General features: G+C 57.4%; 15 protein-coding genes. 7 read left to right on the top strand and 8 right to left on the bottom strand.

The genetic code is table 11. The features are described from left to right. The first annotated feature begins 3 nt into the window (after positions 1-3). Genes MID00_RS17205 through MID00_RS17195 form a run of 3 tightly spaced genes read left to right on the top strand, consistent with a single transcriptional unit; the run spans position 4 to position 3,801 of the window. Positions 4-2,583, top strand: coding sequence for a [protein-PII] uridylyltransferase (locus MID00_RS17205; protein ID WP_021446551.1), 2,580 nt, complete (start codon positions 4-6; stop codon positions 2,581-2,583). Then, positions 2,583-3,296: a MarC family protein gene (locus tag MID00_RS17200; protein WP_254499181.1), complete on the top strand. Its 714-nt coding sequence runs from the start codon at positions 2,583-2,585 to the stop codon at positions 3,294-3,296. The genes MID00_RS17205 and MID00_RS17200 overlap by 1 nt, the downstream gene beginning before the upstream one ends. A gap of 4 nt (positions 3,297-3,300) precedes the next feature. Then, positions 3,301-3,801, top strand: coding sequence for a disulfide bond formation protein B (locus tag MID00_RS17195; protein ID WP_021446550.1), 501 nt, complete (start codon positions 3,301-3,303; stop codon positions 3,799-3,801). A 66-nt stretch (positions 3,802-3,867) separates the two neighbouring features. Here the strand turns inward: MID00_RS17195 and MID00_RS17190 are convergent, their stop codons facing one another. The 8 genes from MID00_RS17190 to aceE all read right to left on the bottom strand — a co-directional run bounded on the left by MID00_RS17190 (position 3,868) and on the right by aceE (position 15,911). Next, positions 3,868-5,085 (bottom strand): serine hydrolase, encoded by a 1,218-nt coding sequence (locus tag MID00_RS17190; protein ID WP_254499180.1) that lies wholly within the window; start codon positions 5,083-5,085, stop codon positions 3,868-3,870. A 259-nt stretch (positions 5,086-5,344) separates the two neighbouring features. Beyond that, positions 5,345-6,829, bottom strand: coding sequence for an amidophosphoribosyltransferase (gene purF / locus MID00_RS17185; RefSeq protein WP_009457026.1), 1,485 nt, complete (start codon positions 6,827-6,829; stop codon positions 5,345-5,347). A gap of 23 nt (positions 6,830-6,852) precedes the next feature. Further along, a complete protein-coding gene (locus MID00_RS17180) occupies positions 6,853-7,341 on the bottom strand; it encodes a CvpA family protein (RefSeq protein WP_009457028.1) in 489 nt (162 codons plus the stop codon). Next, complete coding sequence (locus tag MID00_RS17175; RefSeq protein WP_250755741.1) at positions 7,338-8,180, bottom strand: SPOR domain-containing protein; 843 nt, start codon at positions 8,178-8,180, stop codon at positions 7,338-7,340. The genes MID00_RS17180 and MID00_RS17175 overlap by 4 nt, the downstream gene beginning before the upstream one ends. A 38-nt stretch (positions 8,181-8,218) precedes the next feature. Beyond that, positions 8,219-9,610: a bifunctional tetrahydrofolate synthase/dihydrofolate synthase gene (gene folC, locus MID00_RS17170; protein WP_009457032.1), complete on the bottom strand. Its 1,392-nt coding sequence runs from the start codon at positions 9,608-9,610 to the stop codon at positions 8,219-8,221. A gap of 92 nt (positions 9,611-9,702) precedes the next feature. Beyond that, a complete protein-coding gene (gene lpdA, locus MID00_RS17165; RefSeq protein WP_009457034.1) occupies positions 9,703-11,481 on the bottom strand; it encodes a dihydrolipoyl dehydrogenase in 1,779 nt (592 codons plus the stop codon). 9 nt (positions 11,482-11,490) lie between these two features. Further along, positions 11,491-13,191 (bottom strand): dihydrolipoyllysine-residue acetyltransferase, encoded by a 1,701-nt coding sequence (gene aceF, locus MID00_RS17160; protein WP_021446548.1) that lies wholly within the window; start codon positions 13,189-13,191, stop codon positions 11,491-11,493. Positions 13,192-13,202: 11 nt separating this feature from the next. Beyond that, positions 13,203-15,911, bottom strand: coding sequence for a pyruvate dehydrogenase (acetyl-transferring), homodimeric type (gene aceE, locus MID00_RS17155; protein ID WP_060185117.1), 2,709 nt, complete (start codon positions 15,909-15,911; stop codon positions 13,203-13,205). 267 nt (positions 15,912-16,178) lie between these two features. Here aceE and MID00_RS17150 point away from each other — a divergent pair, with 267 nt between their 5' ends. From MID00_RS17150 to MID00_RS17135, 4 genes are read left to right on the top strand one after another with little or no spacing between them, the layout of a single operon-like run. Further along, positions 16,179-17,936 carry a PAS domain-containing sensor histidine kinase gene (locus MID00_RS17150; RefSeq protein WP_009457049.1) on the top strand — a complete coding sequence of 586 codons (1,758 nt, stop codon included), beginning with the start codon at positions 16,179-16,181 and terminating at the stop codon, positions 17,934-17,936. Next, on the top strand, positions 17,933-18,556 hold the full coding sequence (locus MID00_RS17145; RefSeq protein ID WP_009457051.1) for a response regulator transcription factor: 624 nt from the start codon (positions 17,933-17,935) through the stop codon (positions 18,554-18,556). The genes MID00_RS17150 and MID00_RS17145 overlap by 4 nt, the downstream gene beginning before the upstream one ends. Beyond that, positions 18,557-19,420, top strand: a complete 864-nt coding sequence (gene folD, locus MID00_RS17140) for a bifunctional methylenetetrahydrofolate dehydrogenase/methenyltetrahydrofolate cyclohydrolase FolD (protein ID WP_026483301.1) — start codon at positions 18,557-18,559, stop codon at positions 19,418-19,420. A gap of 15 nt (positions 19,421-19,435) precedes the next feature. Next, positions 19,436-21,508 (top strand): M3 family metallopeptidase, encoded by a 2,073-nt coding sequence (locus tag MID00_RS17135; protein ID WP_254499179.1) that lies wholly within the window; start codon positions 19,436-19,438, stop codon positions 21,506-21,508. Positions 21,509-21,514 lie beyond the last annotated feature (6 nt).

The raw sequence follows: 21,514 nt of genomic DNA, 5'->3' as shown, positions 1-21,514 counted from the left end.
ACCATGTCTTTCCTGGCCCAGCTTCGCGACAGAATTGCTTGCCGCCGGGCCAGGGCCTACGAGCGCTTCAGACAAGACCTGCATTGCGATCGCCTGCTCAAAAGCCTGTGCCAGATTTGCGACCAAGGTCTGCGTGAACTTCTGGTCCGTTACCCCCTGCCCCGCCAAGCCAGCCTGGCGGCCTTGGGGGGGTATGGTCGCGGGGAGCTGTATCCGCATTCGGATGTGGACTTGCTGATCCTGTTGCAGCGCGAGCCCAATGCAGAGGATATAGACCGAATTCAGGCTCTGGTCGCCGCCTTGTGGGATATAGGTCTGGCTCCCAGCCATAATGTGGCCACGCCCGCCCAATGCCTGGAACAAGCCAGCCAGGACATCACCACCGAAACCGCCTTGCTGGAAAGCCGTTGGCTGGCGGGTTCCCGATTGCTGCTACGCCATGCCCAACAGCAACTGCAAAGCCAGCTGGACCCGCAGGCTTTCTTCCTGGCCAAACAGGCCGAACAGCAGCAGCGTCATGCGCATCTGCAAGACACCCCCTACTCCCTGGAACCCAATTGCAAAGAGTCTCCTGGCGCCTTGCGCGACCTGCAGGTGCTGCTCTGGATGGCACGGGCAGCCGGTTTGGGACGCAGCTGGGTGGATGTCGCGCAATCCGAACTACTGACGCAATCCGAGCTGAAAGCTCTGCAACGCGTGGAAGAAGCCTTCAAGCGTCTGCGCATTGAGCTTCATCTACTGACTGGCCGCGCCGAAGACAGACTGCTGTTTGACCTGCAACCACGTCTGGCTGACATTTACGGTTTTCAACCCACGGCCACCCGACGCGCCAGCGAACTGCTGATGCAGCGTTACTACTGGGCCGCCAAGATTGTCAGCCAGCTCAATCTGATCCTGATGCGCAGCATCGAGGAACACCTGTTCCCGCAAACCGATCAGGAACCGCTGATTCTGGACAGCCATTTCCAGATTCATCATGGACAGCTGGAACTGCGTCAGCCTGATGGCTTCGAGCAAGACCCCTCTTTGATTTTTGTAGCCATGCTGCATTTGCAGCAACAGCCCAATCTGCGTGGCCTGAAAGCCGACACCTTGCGAGCCCTCTGGCACGCCCGCCGCCTGATCGATGCCAAGTTCCGGGCCGAGCCCCGGAATCGACGTCTGTTTCTGGAAATCCTGCAGCAGAACAAAGGCATCGTGCATACCTTGCGGCTGATGAATCTGCTGAACCTGCTGCCACGCTATTTGCCGGTATTTCGACGCGTCGTCGGACAAATGCAGCACGACCTGTTTCACGCTTACACCGTAGACGAGCACACGCTAAAGGTCATACGCAATCTACGCCGCTTCACCATGGCCGAGCACAGCGAAGAGCTATCCATGGCCAATCAGCTGATGAGCGGTTTTGATCGCCACTGGCTACTGTATATTGCCGCCCTCTTTCACGACATTGCCAAGGGACGCGGCGGCAACCACTCCGAGCTGGGTGCGCAGGACGCCTTGGCATTTTGCCAGGATCACGGCTTGATGCCGGTAGACGCAGAACTGGTGGTGTTTTTGGTGCGCGAGCACCTGACCATGTCGCAAGTGGCTCAGAAACGCGATTTGAGCGACCCGAATGTCATTTTCCAGTTTCTGCAGACCGTAGGTACGGAACGCCGCCTGACTGCCCTGTACCTGCTGACTGTCGCCGACATTCGGGCCACCAGCCCAACGGTATGGAACTCCTGGAAAGGCAAGCTGCTGGAAGACCTGTACAAGCTGTCACTGGCAGCTTTGGGACGGCAGGCCAAGGATGGCGTGTCCGTACTGGATCAACGCAAGCGTGACGCCGCTGGCGAAATTCGCCTGGCCGGTCTGCTGGACGAAGCTCGCGAGGACTTCTGGCAATGGTTGGACAAGCCCTATTTCCTGCGCCACGACGCCAGCGAAATCGCCTGGCATACCATCCAGCTCTACCACCAGTCTCACAGCCCGACACCGGTGGTGCGCATACGTCCCGCCGGACAAACCGATGCGCTGCAAGTGCTGGTCTACACCAAGGACGCCAGCCGCCTGTTCTTGCGCATCTGTCGCTACTTTGACAGCCAGGCCGTCAGCATCCAGGACGCACGCATTTACACGACTCGCCACGGCTGGGCACTGGACAGCTTTGTCGTGATGCTGCCCACCTACGATCACGCCCTGCGACGCGATCCCTTGCTGATCGAAACCGAGCTGTGCCAGGCACTCCAGCAGGATTGGCTCCCCAACGAGCACCCCCACGACCACTACCGCGACATACGCTCCCGCCGGGCCCGCGTCTTCCCCATTCAACCCACCGTGGACCTGCGCCAGGATGAACAGGGTCAGGACTGGATTTTGACGCTAAGTGCCACAGACCGGCGCGGTTTGTTGTACAGTCTCGCCCAAGTATTCGAGCACCACGACGTGCAGCTACGCTCCGCCAAAGTCATGACCTTGGGCGACCGCGTGGAAGACGTCTTTATCCTGAGTGGTGCCGCACTGGAACAAAACCGTAATCAATTGCGCCTGGAGCGCGATGTACGTTTAGCCCTCTCTCAACAAGCCACCCCGTCTTAATGGAAATCTCCTCCGTATTTGCTGATGTCAGCCGCAGCTTCCTGTTTGCATTGGCGACGCTATTGCCCATGCTGAACCCGCCTGCGGCTGCCCCCATCTTTCTGACCCTGACCGAAGGCGCCAGCGTGCCTGACCGTGCCCGCCTTGCCAAGAAAGTCGCCATCAATATTTTCATCATGCTGGCCATTGCCATGGTGGCGGGCAATATCGTGCTGAATTTCTTTGGCATTTCCCTGCCCATCATTCGTATTGGCGGGGGCTTGCTGGTCATAGGCACGGCCTGGCGATTGATCAACGCCTCGGACTTTGATGCGGCGCACGCCCAGAACATGGCCGAGTCCTACTCCTGGGAACAGATTCGCTCCAAAGCCTTCTACCCCCTGACCTTCCCCATGCTCTGCGGCCCCGGCTCCTTGTCTGCAGCACTGACGGTAGGGGCGACCTTGCATGACAACTCGGTCACCGGCACCATGAGCAAGCTGGCTGGCGCGCTGCCAGCTATTGCTGCGGCCAGTTGTATCGTGTTTCTGGCCTTACGTTTTGCATCGCAATTTCTGTACAAACTGGGTAAAAATGGCACGGCTGTCGTGATGCGCCTGTCCGCCTTTATTCTCTTATGCCTGGGCGTGCAGATTACCTGGGCCGGTTTCCATGAACTTTTCCTGGGTTTGCTGCACGAAGCATCTACCTTTCATTCTTTAAGTTCCTCTTGATACCATGGCCGCATCCTCCCGCCAGTCCGCTGCACCCTACTACCTGATCGCCCTGCTCGCCTTTTCCGGCGTAGGCATTGCACTGCTTTCCCAGCATGTATTCAGCATCCCACCTTGCGCCTGGTGCGTCCTGCAACGCCTGATTTTCATTGTGTTGGGCGTATTCAGCCTGGTTGCTGGTGTGTTGCGTCAACTGGGGCATCAGCGCAGCTCTACCGTCGCCAGCTTGCTGGGTCTGGCTACCTCAGTAGGTGGCATTCTGGCTGCCTGGTACCAGGTATCGGTCGCGCAGCACCTGTTCAGCTGCGACCAGACCTTTGCCGATCGCTTCATCACCCAGTCCGGCCTGGAAAGCGGCTTGCCTTGGCTATTTGGTATTTATGCCTCCTGCATGGATGCACGCCAACCTTTGCTGGGGATTGAATACGCTTACTGGAGCTTGGCGCTATTTGTGATCCTGGGCCTGGGTTTGTTGCTGACGCTGTTCAAGCGACGAGGGGCCTGAGCGCCTGGGCAGCCACTACAGCCGTGAAGCCCTGCCTTCCAGCAGGGCTTTTTTGTTCCATCCCGCTCAATCAGGCATCAAACCCAAATCGGTATAAACAGCATCACGAACCTGATCCGGAAATGCACCAAACAGGCCCTCTGGAGCGGTATTGGTCATGCTGACAATGATGAGATCCTGCTGTCGATCAAACATCCACTTCTGCCCGAATGCACCGACCCACTGCAAGCTTCCAGCAGACATCGGCATGGTCCGCTCAGGCGGCTGTCGTGAAATGGCGGCCCCGTAGGTATAGCCCCAATTTGGCCACATGCATTTGGCAGAATATGGCACATGATCGGTAAACAGCGCTTCGCAATACGGTTTGGAAAGCAAACTCCCATTTCGCAAAGCCAGAAGTATGCGCATCAAATCTGCCCCGGACCCAAGCATGGATGCCCCCGCATAGATCGGCCTGGAGCGCTGTGACAGGCTCTGCTCATCAAACCGCAGCACGCCGATACCCAGATCCAACGCACCATCCACCCGCGTCAAGCAAGTCTCATGATTTTGATACGACATGGCCATCTGAAAATCATCGTGCTTGTAAAAGGAACAATGTCTCAAGCCCAAGGGACGACTAATGCTGTCCTCCAGTAACTCCGACAAGCCCCGTCCCGAAGCAATTTGCAAAGCCTGCCCCACCACATCCACTCCCAAGGAGTAACGCCAGCCCGTACCCGGTGCAAAACGTAGTGGTACGGAGCAAATACGTCGAAAATTCTCTTGCCAGCTCAGCTCTGGATCATCCAGCCCATCACTTACCTGGGCGTGAGCGTAGGCACTCTGCTCACCATCAATAAAACGATAACTAAGCCCCGATGTGTGAGTCAGCAATTGATGAATGGAAATAGGTGGGCAAATAGAATTGAAACTGGGGCCGAAATGGGGAAGATAGCGCGTGATCCTATCTTTCAAAGAAAGCAGTCCCCGCTCAATCAAACGCAAGGCCAGCCAGGAACTGATTGTCTTGCTCAAGGACCCCAAACTGAAGACCGTATCTTCATGCATGGCTTGGGCCAGCTCCTTATTCGCCCAACCACCACTAAAACGAAATATCAGTTCACCTTGGTAAGCCACCAGCACCACGGCACCCATCACCCGGTTTTGCTCCAGGGCCTGCTCCAGCAAATGATGCAAGGCAGGAAATTCGATACCAGATTGAATACTGACTGGAATCTGCTCAGTGGGATCAGGATCTGTTAATGCCTGATCAGACTCGCTATCTTTACTTGGATTTTTCATCTTTGATTCCAGATAGAATGCGCACCAAGGCGCATGATTTATCGAAAGAAGCAAAGAAAATATAAGCCGATTACTAAATGATATGAAATTAATTCGTAGATTATAAAATCATCAAAAATAAAAAATAATAGGTTTAATTTATATAAGAGGCTGATAATTAAAGCCTGAAAATAAAATATCCAAAACCACCCCGCAATCATAAATTCAAAAAAACCCGCCATAAAAGCGGGTTTTTCCAATCAGGCACAAGATCAAGCTATCAGTCCGTTACATCAGGCACTTCACGACCATTTTTGCGGCCTTCTGCCAACAGATTCAGATACGCCTCGTCCACATCCCCCGTAACGTACTCGCCGCTAAAGCAGGAGGACTCAAAGCCGGCAAAGCGTGGGTTCAAGTCACGCAGGGATTGCTCCAGATCGTGCAGGTCCTGATAAACCAGGCCATCCACACCAATTTCCTTGGCAACCTGATCCACATCACGACCTGTGGCGATCAGCTCGGAAACCGTAGGCATGTCGATGCCGTACACGTTCGGAAAGCGGACCGGTGGCGCTGCCGAAGCAAAGAACACCTTGTTCGCACCCGCGGCACGGGCCATATCCACAATCTGGCGGCTCGTTGTGCCACGCACGATGGAGTCATCCACCAGCAGCACGTTCTTGCCGCGGAATTCCATGGGAATAGCACTCAGTTTCTGACGCACCGACTTCTTGCGCACTTCCTGACCGGGCATGATAAAGGTGCGGCCCACGTAGCGGTTCTTGATGAAGCCTTCGCGGTAGTTCAGGTTCAAATGTGCTGCCAACTGCATGGCCGAAGGACGCGCCGAGTCAGGGATAGGCATGACCACATCGATATCGGCCAGACGCAGGTTCTTGGCGACGTTCTCGGCCAAGTACTCCCCCATTAGCAAACGGGCGTCGTAAACCGACACACCATCAACGGTGGAATCGGGGCGGGCGAAGTACACATACTCAAAGACACAGGGATTCAGGCGCGGGTTCTCGGCGCACTGGCGGCTGCTGAGATTACCGTCCAGATCCACAATGATGGCCTCGCCGGGCTCAACGTCGCGGACCAGCTCGAAGCCGCAACCGGTCAAGGCAACGGACTCGGAAGCAATCATCCATTCTTCACCCTTGGGCGTCACATTACGACCCAGGCACAAAGGACGAATCCCGTTCGGATCACGGAAAGCCACCAGACCGAAATTGGCGATTTGCGAGACTACCGCATAAGCCCCACGCGCACGGCGGTGCACAGCAGCGACGGCTTCAAACACTTCGTCCTGAGTCAGCTCAGGACCCGTGGCAGCGCGTTGCAGCTCGTGGGCATACACATTCAACAGAACCTCGGAATCCGAGTTGGTATTGATGTGGCGACGATCAATGGTGAACAGTTCTTCACGCAGCTCACGCCAATTGGTCAGATTGCCGTTGTGCACAAAGCTCAGACCAAATGGGGCGTTGACGTAAAACGGCTGTGCCTCCTCCACGCTCTGGCTGGAGCCTGCCGTGGGGTAACGCACATGGCCAATACCGCTATTGCCCGGCAAGGAGCGCATGTTGCGGGTACGGAATACGTCCCGCACCAGGCCAAATGCCTTGTGCATGCTGAAGAACTGGTCGTGCCAGGTCGCCAGCCCCGCTGCATCCTGCCCGCGGTGCTGCAGCAAGAGCAAACTGTCATAGATCAACTGATTTACAGGGCTGCGCGCAACAACCCCTACAACTCCACACATGATTGGTTCCCGTTAGTGTGTTCTCAATAAGGCAGCCATTCTGCCAGAGACGGCGGCAGCATGGCCTTAATCGACTGCACCGCGCGGATCGCAGGCTCGGCCAGCTTGGCCTGCTCCCACCACGGTTCCTTAGGTAAATCGGTATGCCCGGCCAGGATGACCAGAATCAGCACCAGCAGCACCCCGCGAGCCAGTCCGAACAGGCCGCCCAAGCCATGATCGGCGGGCGTCAAACCCGTTTGCTCGATCAAGCTGGCCAACAGCATGTTCAACAGGCCCACCAGCAGCAAGACCATAAAAAAAACGGCTCCGTAGGCCAAAGCCGTACGTAATAAGCCGTTTTCTACCCAGACTTGTATCCAGCCTGATGTGCGTGGCCCCCACCAGATTGCGGCCATGAAGGCCAGCAAATAGGCGCTGAGCGAAAGAACTTCCTTGATCAATCCGCGTATCAGGCCCAGAAGGCCTGATACACCCACAATTCCAAGGACGATATAGTCGAAGCTGCTCACTTAGCCGAGATAAAACTGTTCTCGTAACCGAGCGAGCGCAAGCGGGCCTGGGCTGCCTGAGCCGCTTCACGGGTGGGGAATGGCCCCACACGCAAACGATAGGTTGGCTTGCCACCACTTTGTGCCGTCTCTACATAGGCATTGGTCACACCGGCCGATACCAGCTGATCACGACGCGACTGGGCATCGTTCTGGTTGGAATAGGCGACAATCTGCAAAATGAAGTTGCCTTGTTGCGTAGCCGGTTTAGCAGCAGCAGGGGCTGGTTTACTCGGTACACGGCCTTCCAGCAGGGCCAGCGCGTAGGAGCCGTCATCGGTACGGCCATTTTGTGCAGGCGCTGGGCTTGGCTTGGGTTTTTCGACAGGCTTGGGCTTCTCAACCGGCTTGGGCGGCTCTGGACGTGTGGTCACGGGCGGCGGCGCAGCGGGAGTGCTAGGTGTCGTGACAGGAGCAGGATCGGTTTCCAGACCGGGATTGACCACGGCCAGACCACCGTCGGTACTGGTGGAAGGATCAGTGACCAGCGGCTCGTCAGGTTGTTCGATGACAGGAGCAGGCGTGCCTTCTTGCACCACCAGCTCGCCAGGACGAGTCTGCACCGTGCCCTGCCCCGTTGTCTGACCGATGGGACCCAAGGCCAAAGACTGCTCGGGCTCAGGTGGGGTCTTGTCGGCGGTCAGCATGGGCACCAGCACGACGACGGCCAGAACCAGAGCCAGCGCACCGATCAGACGGCGGCGAGCCCGTCCACGCAGTTCCGATAATTGTGAATCGCTGGAAGCACTGCCGCGGCGACCCGACGATGAGGAAGTATCGTTACGTGAAAATAAACCCATGAGCCCTAGACCTATGAAATAAGCAGTCTTACTGATATTCAGGAAGATGAACGGTCGTTTGCGGCTTCAAGTATTGGTCCTACTGTCGCAAACGAGCCAAACACGACAATTCTATCATTGTCACTGGCCTCTTTTAACGCCGCCTCGTAAGCGAGCTGAGGACTGTTGTAACTGGATACGACCGCTGACTCTTTACTGACCGAAGCGCGGGCAACCGGCCGAACACCTGGGCGATGCGAGCCGGATTCGGCCTCGGGTGCCAACACATCATCAGGCGTCTGACCACTGGCCAGAACAGCGCGTACATGATTGGCCAATTCTTCACCCGACATGCTGCGTGGGCCTTCCAGACTGGCACACATCCAGTGGTCGATACGGGTAGCCATGCGGGCGATCACGCCGTCCACATCCTTGTCCTTGTACATACCCACGACGGCAATCGTCTTGGGGTAAGGCGGCATATTGTCCAGGTTCTGCGCCAAGGCAGCCGCCGCATGGGGATTGTGGGCCACGTCAAAAATCACACAAGGCTGGCCAGGTTGAATCTGGAAGCGGCCAGGCATGTGAGCACGCAGCAAGCCGGCACGTACAGCTTGCGCAGGCACAGCCAAACGTGGGTGCAGCGACTCCAGCGCAGCTAATGCCGCAGAAGCATTCAGCAGCTGATTCGCTCCACGCAAGGCCGGGTAAGCCAGGGCAGCGCGGCGCTGATTGCGGCCACCGTAAGCCCATTGCTGACGGTCGCCGGAATAGTTGAAATCTTTGCCAAACAGCCACAATTGGGCACCAATTTCCTTGGCGTAATCCAGCATGGTCTGTGGTGGCACGGGGTCGGCACAAATCGCAGGACGATCGGCACGGAAAATATGGGCTTTCTCCCAGGCCACCTGTTCACGGGTATTGCCCAGGTACTCAGCATGGTCGATATCAATGCTGGTAATGATGGAACAGTCCGCATCAATGATGTTGACGGCATCGAGGCGACCACCCAGGCCCACTTCCAGCACCGCGACATCAACACGCTGCTCCTGGAACAGCAACAAGGCAGCCAGCGTGGAAAATTCAAAATAAGTCAGGGTCAGATCGCCACGAGCTTCGTTGATACGGGCAAATTGCGCCGTGATCTGCGCATCTTCGGCCATCTCGCCATTCAAGCGAATGCGTTCGTTATAGCGCACCAGATGCGGAGAGGCGTACACGCCTACCTTGTACGCGGCGGCCAGCAAAATCGCTTCCAGCATGGCGCAGGTCGAACCTTTGCCGTTGGTGCCCCCCACCGTAATGACGACAGAATCCAGTTTGATGTTCAGACGTTGAGCAACCTCGCGAATCCGGCCCAGGCCCAGATCAATGGCCGAGGGATGCAAAGTTTCCAGATAGGACAGCCAGTCACTCAGCGAGGAGTCGGCTTTCAGAACAGGATGAGTCATGGACAACACCAATTACAAAATAAAAACGGCAGGCGCTGATGATAGCACCTGCCGTGATCCAATACGCCTTAACTATCAGGCGAATACTGGTATTACTTGCGACGTGTGGGTGGCAAGTCCGTGCACGTCCCTTCTGCGACGGCAGCAGCCTTGCTGACCGACTCGCACAAGGTGGGGTGCGGGTGGATGGATTTGGCCAGATCGACCGGGTCCACACCCATTTCGATAGCCAGAACCAGCTCGCCAATCAGCTCGCCCGCATTGGTACCGACGATACCGCCACCCACGATACGGTGGGTTTCAGCATCGAACAGAACCTTGGTAAAGCCTTCGTCGCGGTTGTTGGCGATGGCACGACCCGAGGCAGCCCATGGGAACACGCCCTTCTCGACCTTGATGCCGTCTTTCTTGGCCTGATCTTCTGTCAGACCCACCCAGGCGATTTCCGGATCGGTGTAAGCCACCGAAGGAATCACGCGGGCATCAAAGAAGGATTTTTCACCGGCGATGACTTCAGCAGCCACGTGCGCTTCGTGCTCGGCCTTATGTGCCAGCATGGGCTGACCCACAATGTCGCCAATCGCATAGATGTGCGGCACGTTGGTGCGCTGTTGCTTGTCAACCGGGATGAAGCCACGATCTGTCACCTGCACACCGGCCTTCTCGGCACCGATCTTCTTGCCATTGGGCGAACGGCCCACGGCTTGCAGAACCAGGTCGTAACGCTGCGGCTCGGCCGGAGCATTCTTGCCCTCGAAGGTCACCCAAATACCATCTTCGCGCGCTTCGGCGGCCACGGTGCTGGTTTCCAGCATCATGTGATCAAAGCGGTGCTTGTTCATCTTCTCCCACACCTTGACCACGTCGCGGTCTGCTCCTGGCATCAAGCCAGTTTGCATTTCCACCACGTCCAGGCGTGCACCCAGAGCCGAGTACACCGTACCCATTTCCAGACCGATGATGCCACCACCCACGATCAGCATGCGCTTGGGCACAGACTTCAGTTCCAGCGCGCCGGTGGAGTCCACCACGCGTGGATCGTCAGGCAGGAATGGCAGTTTTACCGACTGGCTACCGGCCGCAATAATGGCCGAGCCGAACTTGATCACTTTCTTGGTACCGTCGTTGGCGGTCACTTCGATGTGGTTGGGGTCCAGGAATTGGCCGTTACCGACCACAACCTGTACCTTGCGGCCCTTGGCCATACCAGCCAGGCCACCGGTCAGCTTGCCGATCACCTTGTTCTTGTAATCGCGCAGCGCGTCGATATCGATTTGCGCTTCACCGAACTTGATACCGTGTGTTGCCAGGGACTTGGCTTCCTCGTAGACCGCTACGGTGTGCAGCAAGGCCTTGGAAGGAATACAACCCACATTCAAACACACGCCACCCAAGGTGCTGTAGCGCTCGACCAGAGCCACTTTCAGGCCCAGGTCAGCCGCTCGGAAGGCCGCGTTGTAACCGCCTGGGCCCGCGCCCAGAACGACCACATCCACGGAATCATCCGCGCCGCCCTGATGGCTGGCCGCCTGCGGAGCAGGTGCCGCAGCCGGAGCGGCAGCGGCCGGAGCCGCCGCTGCTTTAGGCGCTTCTTCTTGTTTAGCGGGTGCTGCAGCGGGAGCGGCTTGGCTCTCGGACGCTTCAATCTTGGCAATGGCCGAACCCTGGGAGACTTTGTCACCCACTTTGACCAGCAACTCCTTGATCACCCCTGCCTGAGCGGCAGGAATTTCCATGGAGGCCTTGTCGGACTCCACGGTGATCAGGCTTTGCTCGACCTCGACCGTATCGCCGACTTGCACCAGCACTTCGATGACATCTACCTCACCGGAGTCGCCGATATCCGGGACCGTCAGATCAATCAGACTCATGACAACTCCTTACAGTGCGATGCGACGGAAGTCGGCCAGCATCGTTGCCAGGAAGGCATTGAAACGGGCGGCAGCGGCACCATCGATAACGCGGTGGTCGTAGGACAGGGACAGAGGCAGCATCAGGCGTGGCTCGAATTCCTTGCCATTCCAGACTGGCTGCATGGAGGAACGCGACAGACCCAGAATGGCCACTTCCGGCGCATTGATAATGGGTGTGAAGTCCGTACCGCCAATACCGCCCAGCGAGGAAATGGTGAAGCAACCGCCTTGCATCTGGGCTGCGCTCAGCTTGCCATCACGGGCAGCGGCAGCCAGTTCGCCCGTTTCGCGAGCGATGTCCAGAATGCCTTTCTTGTCGGCATCACGGATAACCGGCACAACCAGACCGTTAGGCGTGTCAGCTGCAAAACCAATATGGTAGTACTGCTTGAGCACCAGATTGTCGCCGTCCAGCGAAGCGTTGAACTCGGGGAATTTCTTCAGGGCAGCTACGGCAGCCTTGATGACGAAAGCCAGCATGGTGACGCGAGCGCCGGACTTCTTGTATTCCTCGTTCAGCTCTTTACGCAGGGCTTCCAAAGAGGTGATGTCAGCCACATCGTTATTGGTGACATGAGGAATCATGACCCAGTTGCGATGCAGGTTGGCACCGGAAATCTTCTTGATGCGCGAGAGGGCCTGCGTTTCGACTGGGCCAAACTTGGCAAAATCGACCTTGGGCCAGGCCAGCACATCCAGACCACCGACTTGAGCAGCGGTACCGGCAGCAATAACCGGAGCAGCGCCGCCCGCCATGACCTGCTTCACAAAGCCACGCACGTCGTCAGCCGTAATACGGCCTTTATCGCCCGAGCCATGAACCTTGGTCAGATCCACACCCAGCTCGCGAGCGAACTTGCGTACGCTAGGCGAGGCATGCGGCAGATTGCGCAAGGAGCCTTCGGTTTCCGCAAAAGCGGCAGTGGGCGAAACACGCTCTGGAGCCGGCGCACCAGCACCGACCACCACCGAGGAGCTGGCAGCAGGAGCGGCCGCTGCTGCAGGAGCAGGTTCGGCTTTAGGGGCGGGAGCAGCCTCGGCCTTGGCTGGTGCCGGGGCTGCAGCAGCTCCTTGCACTGTCAGTTCCAGAATGTCGCTACCCTGGCTGACCTTGTCACCCAGTTTCACTTTGATGGCCGTCACCACACCTGCGTGGGAGGACGGCACTTCCATGGAAGCCTTGTCCGACTCCACGGTGATCAGGCTTTGATCCACTTCAATGGTGTCACCCACTTGCACCATGATTTCGATAACGTCCACATCGCGGGCGTCGCCAATGTCAGGCACTTGAACGGTAACTTGCTGTTCACCACCGGCCGGGGCTGCCGCGGCAGCGGCAGGAGCCGCTGCGGGCGCAGCTTCAGCTTCAGGAGCGGGAGCAGCTTCGGCCTTGGCAGGCTCAGCGGCAGGCGCGGCCTGCGCACCTTCGGCGGCTTCAAGTTCCAGAACCAGACTGCCTTCCTTAACCTTGTCGCCCAGCTTGACCTTGATCGACTTGACCACGCCAGCATCGGACGAGGGGATTTCCATGGAGGCCTTGTCGGACTCCACGGTAATCAGACTTTGCTCGACCTCAATGGTCTCGCCTTCCTTGACCAGGATTTCGATCACTTCGACAGCGTCGTCAGCACCGATATCCGGGATTTTGACTTGAATGATATTGCTCATGGTTCAGTCCCTTATGCGTGCTGCGGGTTGGCCTTGGAAGGATTGATGCCGTATTTGGCAATCGCCTCGGACGCTTTGCTGAACGGAATCTTGCCGTCTTCAGCCAGCGCGCGCAGAGCAGCCAGCACCACAAAGTGACGATCAACCTCAAAGTGCTCGCGCAGCTTGAAGCGGTAGTCGGAGCGGCCAAAACCATCGGTGCCCAACACTTTGAAGGTGCGATCCTTAGGCACGAACGGACGAATCTGGTCGCCAAAGGCCTTGACGTAGTCGGTGGAGACCACGATAGGACCGTCCGTTTTAGCCAGTTGAGTCGTCACGTAAGGCACGGGCAGATCCTTGCCTTCAGGATTCAACAGCGCTGCACGTTCGCAATCCAGACCATCACGACGCAGTTCGGTAAAGCTGGTCACGCTCCAAACGTCGGAGCCAATGCCCCAGTCTTTTTCCAGCAGTTCCTGTGCTGCGATCACTTCGCGCAAAATCGTGCCCGAACCCATCAGCTGAACGCGCAGCTTGCTGTCCTTGGCCACGGACTTGAACTTGTACATACCGCGCAAGATGCCGTCTTCGTCGCCTTCGACCAGACCGGGCTGAGCGTAGTTCTCGTTCATCAGGGTGACGTAGTAGTACACGTCTTCCTGGTCCTGAACCATGCGCTTCAAACCATGCTGCATGATGACAGCCACTTCGTGAGCGAAGGTGGGGTCGTAGGATACGCAGTTAGGAATCAGCGAGGACTGAATATGGCTATGGCCATCTTCGTGCTGCAAACCTTCACCGTTCAAGGTGGTGCGACCGGCAGTGCCGCCCAGCACGAAACCGCGTGCCTTCATGTCACCCGCTGCCCAGGCCAGATCGCCAAAGCGCTGGAAGCCGAACATGGAGTAGTAAATGAAGAACGGAATCATGATGCGGTTGCTGTTGGAGTACGACGTGGCCGCCGCAATCCAGGAGCTGAAAGCACCCTGTTCGTTAATACCTTCCTGCAACAACTGACCATTGGCCGTTTCGCGGTAGTACATGACCTGGTCTTTATCGACCGGGGTGTACTTCTGGCCTTCCGGTGCGTAAATACCGATCTGACGGAACAGACCTTCCATACCAAAGGTACGGGATTCGTCTGCCAGGATAGGTACGGCACGAGGACCCACTTGCTTGTCGCGCAGCAAGGTGTTGAAAAAGCGCACAAACGCTTGCGTCGTGGAAATCTCACGGCCTTCGGCAGTGGCTTCCAGCATGGGCTTGAATGCGTCCAGGGTCGGCACGGTCAGCTGTTCATCGGCCTTGGTGCGACGCTTGGGCAAGTAGCCGCCCAATGCCTGACGGCGGGCGTGCAGGTACTGCATTTCTGGAGAGTCATCAGCGGGCTTGAAGTAAGGCAGCTCTTCCAGTTTGTCATCAGGAACCGGGATGTTGAAACGGTCGCGGAATTCGCGCACGGCGTCCAGATCCAGGCTCTTTTGTTGGTGCGATGGGTTCTTGGCCTGGCCCACGTGGCCCATGCCGTAGCCCTTGATGGTCTTGGCCAGAATAACGGTAGGCTGACCTTCGTGCTTGGTGGCAGCGTCAAACGCAGCGTACACCTTGTGAGGATCGTGACCGCCACGGTTCAGACGCCAGATGTCCTCGTCGCTCATGCGGCTGACCATTTCCAGCAGCTTGGGGTGCTTGCCAAAGAAGTGCTCGCGAACGTAGGCACCGTCGTTGGCCTTGTAGGCCTGGTATTCGCCGTCCACGGTTTCTTCCATGACCTTGCGCAGGATGCCTTCCTTGTCACGGGCCAGCAATGGATCCCAGTAACCGCCCCAGATCAGTTTCAGCACGTTCCAGCCAGCACCACGGAAGGTACCTTCCAGCTCCTGGATGATCTTGCCGTTACCGCGTACAGGACCGTCCAGACGCTGCAAGTTACAGTTCACGATGAAAATCAGGTTGTCCAGTTTTTCACGTGCTGCCAGACCAATGGCGCCCAGGGATTCGGGTTCGTCCATCTCGCCGTCGCCCAGGAACACCCAGACTTTACGGCCGCTGGTATCAGCGATGCCACGGGCATGCAGGTACTTCAGGAAACGAGCCTGGTAGATCGCCATCAATGGGCCCAGACCCATGGATACGGTGGGGAACTGCCAGAATTCGGGCATCAACTTGGGATGCGGGTAGGATGGCAGGCCTTTGCCATCAACTTCCTGACGGAAGTTATTCAGTTGATCTTCCGAGATACGGCCTTCCATGAAGGCGCGGGCGTAAATACCGGGCGAGGAATGGCCCTGGAAGAACACCATGTCGCCGCCGTGATCTTCGGTTTCAGCGTGCCAGAAGTGGTTCTGACCGCAGCCAATCATGGTGGCCAGCGAAGCAAAGGAGGCAATGTGACCGCCCAGACCACCGCCATCAGGAGGGGTTTCGCGGTTGGCGCGCACCACCATGGCCATGGCGTTCCAGCGAATGTAGGAACGGATACGCTCTTCGAGCATCAGATTGCCAGGGTGGGCAGGTTCCAGACCGGGAGGAATCGTGTTCTCGTAAGCCGTGTTGGGCGAGAACGGGATGTGAGCACCGGAGCGACGGGCCAGATCGATCAGCTTTTCGATCAGATCATGAGCACGGGCCGGGCCTTCACGGTCCACCACCGCTTCCAGGGCGTCAAGCCACTCTTTTGTTTCTAGGGCTTGGTCTTGACTGACCTGAGCCGAACTATTGTCTTGGGTTGAGGACATATAGTGTCTCCATATATGTGGTAGTAGTCCGGTCTTGCTCGACGCTGAGCCGCCCATCTAATAAGAAGTAAAGCGATCCTGACCGAAGCGGGTTTTGCGGACTGTGAGCGTTCAAGGCGGGGTACGCCTGCACCAAACCATTCTAGGAAAGAACACAGAAACGCTCAAGCAAAATTTCATTTTATGGTATGTGTTTTCATAATACGAAATATCACTAAAAAAAATAGCCCTACATTACAATCCAGCCATACTTCTTTTCTTGCTGTTATGGCTACTCATCCCAAAAAGTCTCTGATCCCTTCAACCTTCTATGATCAGGCCAAGCAGAATCGGCGTGGATTCTATTGGCTGACACCGGTTGTCGTGCTGTTTCTCTACCTCTGTGTCATGGGGGTATTCCTGTGGCTGCAGCGTTTGCAGAACGATAGCGTCATGTTTGTGACCATCGATCAGGAAACGCGCCAGCAACGCCTGATGATGGTGATTCTGGCCCTGTCCCTGGTGATTGTGGTCAGCTTGCTGGCCCTGTGGCGCTATACCCGCTTCCGTACCCACGCCGAGGCAGCACAAACCGCCGAGACGGGTTTCCGGCGTGCCATGGAAAACTCCATGTCCACGGGGATGCGCGTTTTTGACATGCAGGGCCGCATTGCTTATGTGAACCCGGCTTTTTGCAGAATGATCGGCTGGAACGAGGCCGATCTGGTCGGTCGCACCGCCCCCTTCCCTTACTGGCTACCCGGTCGTCACCAACAACACCAGGAAACCCTGGACCTTTTGCTGTCCGGCCGCACGCCCAGCAGTGGTCTGGAAGTGGAGGCTCAGCGCCGTGATGGCTCGCGCTTTACGGCCCGTATGTATGTCTCGCCCTTGCGTGCCCCTAATGGAGAGCAGATCGGCTGGATGACTTCCATGACGGACATTACCGAACCCAAGCGTATTCGCGAAGCCCTGACCGCCGCCCATGAACGCTTCATGACGGTGCTGGAAGGTCTGGATGATGCCATTTCCGTGGTGGCCGATACATCGGAAGGTCTGGAACTGCTGTTTGCCAACCGTACCTATCGTCGTTTCTTTGGCGCCCAATCCAATGGCCACGCTGAATTGCTGGGTGGCCGCCTGGGTCGTTTTACGGATGAAACCGTAGAGATCTACTCCGAATCGGCGGCTCGCTGGTTCGAAGTTCATCACCGTATGCTGGCCTGGACAGACGGCCGCCGTGTCCGTCTGCAAGTGGCGCGCGATATTACCGACCGCCGCAAGCACGAAGAAGCCTCGCGCATTCAGCAGGAAAAGGTGCAGCTGACCAGCCGCCTGACCACCATGGGCGAAATGGCCTCCTCGCTGGCGCACGAATTGAACCAGCCGCTGACGGCCATCAATAACTACAGCATGGGCGCAGTAGCCATGCTGAAATCCGGTCGCTACCAGCCTGAAACCTTGCTGGCCGCACTGGAAAAAGCGGCCCAGCAAGCCGAGCGCGCGGGCAAGATCATCAGCCGTATTCGTGAATTCGTGAAACGTAGCGAACCGCGTCGCGTCCGGGTCAAGGTCATGCGTATTGTGGAAAATGCCGTCGGCTTTGCCGAAATCGACGCCCGCAAGCGCCAAATTGAAATTGAATTGAGCATTCCTGATCCGGTTCCTGACGTCATTGCCGACCCCATTCTCATAGAACAGGTATTATTGAATCTGCTCAAAAATGGGATCGAAGCCATGGAACACAGCGAGCATCATGTGCTTCAATTGGTGATTACCCAACAAGAATCGCTTTTGGAGATGGCCGTCATCGATCGCGGTCATGGCTTGAAAGACCCCGAGCGCCTCTTTGAACCGTTTTACAGTACCAAGTCCGAAGGCCTTGGGATGGGCCTGAATATCTGTCGCACAATTATTGAATCGCATCACGGCCGCCTGTGGGCTGTCGGCAATCCAGAGGGTGGAACGATTTTCCGTTTCAGTCTACCTTGTGCGGCACCGGATGTAACGGACACCCTTGATAACAAACTGGAGATACCCGAATGACCAGCCCGCAAATGCCATGCACCATTTACGTAGTCGATGACGACGAAGCCGTACGGGACTCCTTGCGCTGGCTCCTGGAAGCCAACGGCTATCGGGTCCGCTGCTTTGCATCGGGCGAAGAGTTTCTGGGCGCCTACGACCCGGCCCAGGTGGCTGTCCTGATTGTGGACGTGCGCATGCCCGGCATGAGCGGCCTGGAGCTGCAGGAAGCCCTGATCGCTCGCAAATCGACTATCCCGATTGTGTTCATTACCGGCCACGGTGACGTACCCATGGCCGTGAGCACCATGAAGAAAGGCGCTATCGACTTTCTGGAAAAACCCTTTAACGAAGCCGATCTGCGCACCATCGTCAGCCGCATGATCGAACAGGCTACAGCTCGTGCCTCCCAAGCGCAGGCACAGAAAGATCAACAAGAAGTCCTGGGCCGCCTGACAGCGCGCGAGCAGCAAGTGCTGGAACGCATTGTTGCCGGTCGCCTGAACAAGCAGATTGCCGGGGACTTGAACATCAGCATTAAAACTGTCGAAGCGCATCGCGCCAATATCATGGAAAAACTGGAAGTCACTACGGTTGCCGACCTCATGAAAATCGCCCTCACCAAGTCCGAGGATGCGTAAATGAGTGCTCGCATTATTGATGGAAAAAAGCTGTCCACCGCCATCAAGGCGGACGTTGCAGAACGCGTTGCCAAGCTGAAACAAACCCACGGCATTCAAGCCGGTTTGACCGTGGTGCTGGTCGGTGAAGATCCGGCCTCCCAGGTTTATGTACGCAACAAGGGCCTGGCATGCGAAGCCGCTGGCCTGAAATCCGAAATCATCCGTCTGCCTGCCGACACCACCGAAACCAAGCTGCTTGCCCTGATCACTCGTTTGAATCAGGACAGCTCGGTGCACGGCATTCTGGTTCAGTTGCCCCTGCCCGCCCATCTGGACGAGCACAAGGTGATTGAAACCATTGCACCGCACAAGGACGTTGACGGTTTTCACGTCAGCAATGCTGGCATGCTCATGACGGGCAAGCCGCTATTTGCACCTTGCACGCCCTACGGCGTCATGAAAATGCTGGAATCCGAAAACGTGGCACTGCGCGGTGCAGAAGCCGTAGTCGTGGGTGCCAGCAATATCGTGGGCAAACCCATGGCCATGCTCTTGCTGGCTGCGGGCGCCACCGTCACCCTCTGTAACTCCAAAACGCGCGATCTGGCTGCCCAGACCCGCCGTGCGGATGTGCTGGTCGCTGCTGTAGGCCGCCCTGGCATCATTACCGGCGATATGGTCAAGCCCGGTGCCGTCGTGATCGACGTGGGTATCAATCGCGGAGCAGACGGCAAGCTGTGCGGCGACGTGGACTTTGCCAGTGCCAGCGAAGTGGCCTCGGCCATTACGCCCGTACCCGGCGGCGTGGGCCCCATGACCATTGCCATGCTGCTGGTCAACACCTTGGAAGCGGCCGAACGTTCGGCCAACATCAGTCTTTAATTTAATCAACGGTTTATGACGACAAATCCCTTACTGGTTCCTATCGACAGCCTTATTGACTATCCCGCCATCCAGCCCGAGCACATCGAGCAGGCGGTGGACCAACTGCTGGCCTTGGCCCGCCAAGCCGTAGACACAGTCTCCAACGACGATAGCGAACCCACTTGGGACAACATCGTCGAGCCCATTACCGACGCCACCGAAACCTTGTATCGCGCCTGGTCGGTGGCCGGTCACCTGAACTCGGTCGTCAACACGCCCGAACTGCGCACGGTGTACAACCAGTGCCTGCCGCGCATGAGCGAGTTCTCGACCTGGGTGGGCTTGAACCGTCCTTTGTTCCTGCGTTATCAGGCGCTGGCCGATAGCCCGGCCTTTGCCACCCTGACGCCCCAGCGCCAACGCATCATTACCCTGGCCCTGCGCGATTTTCGCCTGAGCGGTGTGCAACTGGAAGGTCAGGCGCGTGAAGACTACGCCCGTATTTCCGAAGAGTTGGCGCAAACCTCGCAGCAGTTCTCCGAGCATGTACTGGATGCGATTGATCAGTGGCATTACCTGGTCACCGACCAGGCCGAACTGGACGGCATCCCGGACGACGTGCTGGCCGCCGCCCAACGCGCTGCTCAGGAACACGATCAGCAAGGCTGGCGTCTGACATTGAAAATGCCTTGCTACCTGCCTGTCATGCAATACGCACGCAACCAGACCTTGCGTGAGTTGATGTACCGAGCCTACACCACCATTGCCTCCGATCAGGGCGATGCCCAGTTTGATAATTCCCAGGCGATTGAAACGCTGCTGGATCTGCGTGCCCAGGAAGCCAGCCTGCTCGGTTTTGCCAGCTACGCCCATATGCGTCTGGAAACCCGCATGGCCGACACCCCGGAACAGGTGATGAGCTTCTTGCGCGATCTGGCTGCCAAGGCTCGCCCTTACGCCCGCCAGGACCTGGACGAGCTGCAAGCCTTCGCCAAAAAGGAGCTGGGCCTGGACACCCTGCAAGCCTGGGATGTGCCGTTCAGCGCTGAACGCCTGCGTGAACAGCGCTACGCCTACTCGGAAGACGAGGTCAAACAGTACTTCACGGAACCCGCCGTTCTGAACGGCCTGTTCAAAGTCATTCAGCGCTTGTTTGACGTGACACTGCGCGCCGCCGACGTGCCTGCCTGGCATCCTGCCGTACGCCCCTTTGAAGTCATGGCTTCCGACGGCAAAGTTCTGGGTTATCTGTACATGGACCTGCACGCCCGCCAAGGCAAGCAAGGCGGTGCCTGGGTCGATAGCGAACGCAGCCGTCGCCGCCTGGGTGAACAGCTGTGCCTGCCTATTGCCTACCTGGTATGCAATTTTGCCGAACCCCAGCCCGGTCGCCCCGCCCTGCTCACGCATGACGATGTGATCACCCTGTTCCACGAGTCCGGCCACGCCCTGCACACTCTGCTCTCGCGTGTGGATGATCCAGCCGCCTCGGCCTTCTCCGCCGTGGAATGGGACGCCATCGAATTGCCTTCGCAGTTCATGGAAAATTTCTGCTGGGAATGGCCTGTGGTGCAAATGTTGACGGCCCATGTGGAAACCGGTGAGCATCTGCCCCGTGCGCTCTACAACAAGCTCAATCTGGCCCGCAACTTCCAAAGCGGCATGCAAATGGTACGCCAGCTGGAGTTCTCCCTGTTTGACATGCTGATCCACTCGCGTGACAGCGGTCTGAGCATTGAAGCCGTCATGGAGATTCTGGATCAGGTTCGCCAGGAAGTCGCCGTGCTGTTTCCGCCTGAGTGGCACCGTTTCCCGCATCAGTTCTCACACTTGTTTGCGGGTGGCTACGGCGCGGGTTACTACAGCTACAAATGGGCTGAAGTCCTGTCCGCCGACGCCTACTCGGCCTTTGAGGAAAAAGCCTATACCCACTCGGATGGAGCACGTGATACCCTCGACAGCAATACGGGCCATCGCTTCTGGCGCGAGATTTTGTCCGTAGGGGGCGAACGCCCGGCTGCCGACTCCTTCCGGGCTTTCCGTGGCCGCGATCCTTCCATTACCGCCCTGCTCCGTCACAGCGGGCTCACTCCAGAGCCAGCTTGAACCCAG

The sequence above is a fragment of the Alcaligenes sp. NLF5-7 genome, from assembly GCF_024266725.1.
In the GTDB taxonomy this organism is placed as follows: Bacteria; Pseudomonadota; Gammaproteobacteria; order Burkholderiales; family Burkholderiaceae_B; genus Alcaligenes; species Alcaligenes phenolicus.
The sequence above is the reverse complement of the archived record's forward strand: the minus strand, read 5'-3'. Positions and strand labels throughout refer to the sequence as shown.

Coding starts and splice junctions, on each gene's coding strand:
- aceE (WP_060185117.1), bottom strand. CDS start 15,911: ATGTCCTCAACCCAAGACAATAGTTCGGCTCAGGTCAGTCAAGACCAA.
- folC (WP_009457032.1), bottom strand. CDS start 9,610: ATGACTCATCCTGTTCTGAAAGCCGACTCCTCGCTGAGTGACTGGCTG.
- aceF (WP_021446548.1), bottom strand. CDS start 13,191: ATGAGCAATATCATTCAAGTCAAAATCCCGGATATCGGTGCTGACGAC.
- MID00_RS17200 (WP_254499181.1), top strand. CDS start 2,583: ATGGAAATCTCCTCCGTATTTGCTGATGTCAGCCGCAGCTTCCTGTTT.
- MID00_RS17135 (WP_254499179.1), top strand. CDS start 19,436: ATGACGACAAATCCCTTACTGGTTCCTATCGACAGCCTTATTGACTAT.
- MID00_RS17195 (WP_021446550.1), top strand. CDS start 3,301: ATGGCCGCATCCTCCCGCCAGTCCGCTGCACCCTACTACCTGATCGCC.
- MID00_RS17205 (WP_021446551.1), top strand. CDS start 4: ATGTCTTTCCTGGCCCAGCTTCGCGACAGAATTGCTTGCCGCCGGGCC.
- lpdA (WP_009457034.1), bottom strand. CDS start 11,481: ATGAGTCTGATTGATCTGACGGTCCCGGATATCGGCGACTCCGGTGAG.
- MID00_RS17190 (WP_254499180.1), bottom strand. CDS start 5,085: ATGAAAAATCCAAGTAAAGATAGCGAGTCTGATCAGGCATTAACAGAT.
- purF (WP_009457026.1), bottom strand. CDS start 6,829: ATGTGTGGAGTTGTAGGGGTTGTTGCGCGCAGCCCTGTAAATCAGTTG.
- MID00_RS17145 (WP_009457051.1), top strand. CDS start 17,933: ATGACCAGCCCGCAAATGCCATGCACCATTTACGTAGTCGATGACGAC.
- MID00_RS17150 (WP_009457049.1), top strand. CDS start 16,179: ATGGCTACTCATCCCAAAAAGTCTCTGATCCCTTCAACCTTCTATGAT.
- folD (WP_026483301.1), top strand. CDS start 18,557: ATGAGTGCTCGCATTATTGATGGAAAAAAGCTGTCCACCGCCATCAAG.
- MID00_RS17175 (WP_250755741.1), bottom strand. CDS start 8,180: ATGGGTTTATTTTCACGTAACGATACTTCCTCATCGTCGGGTCGCCGC.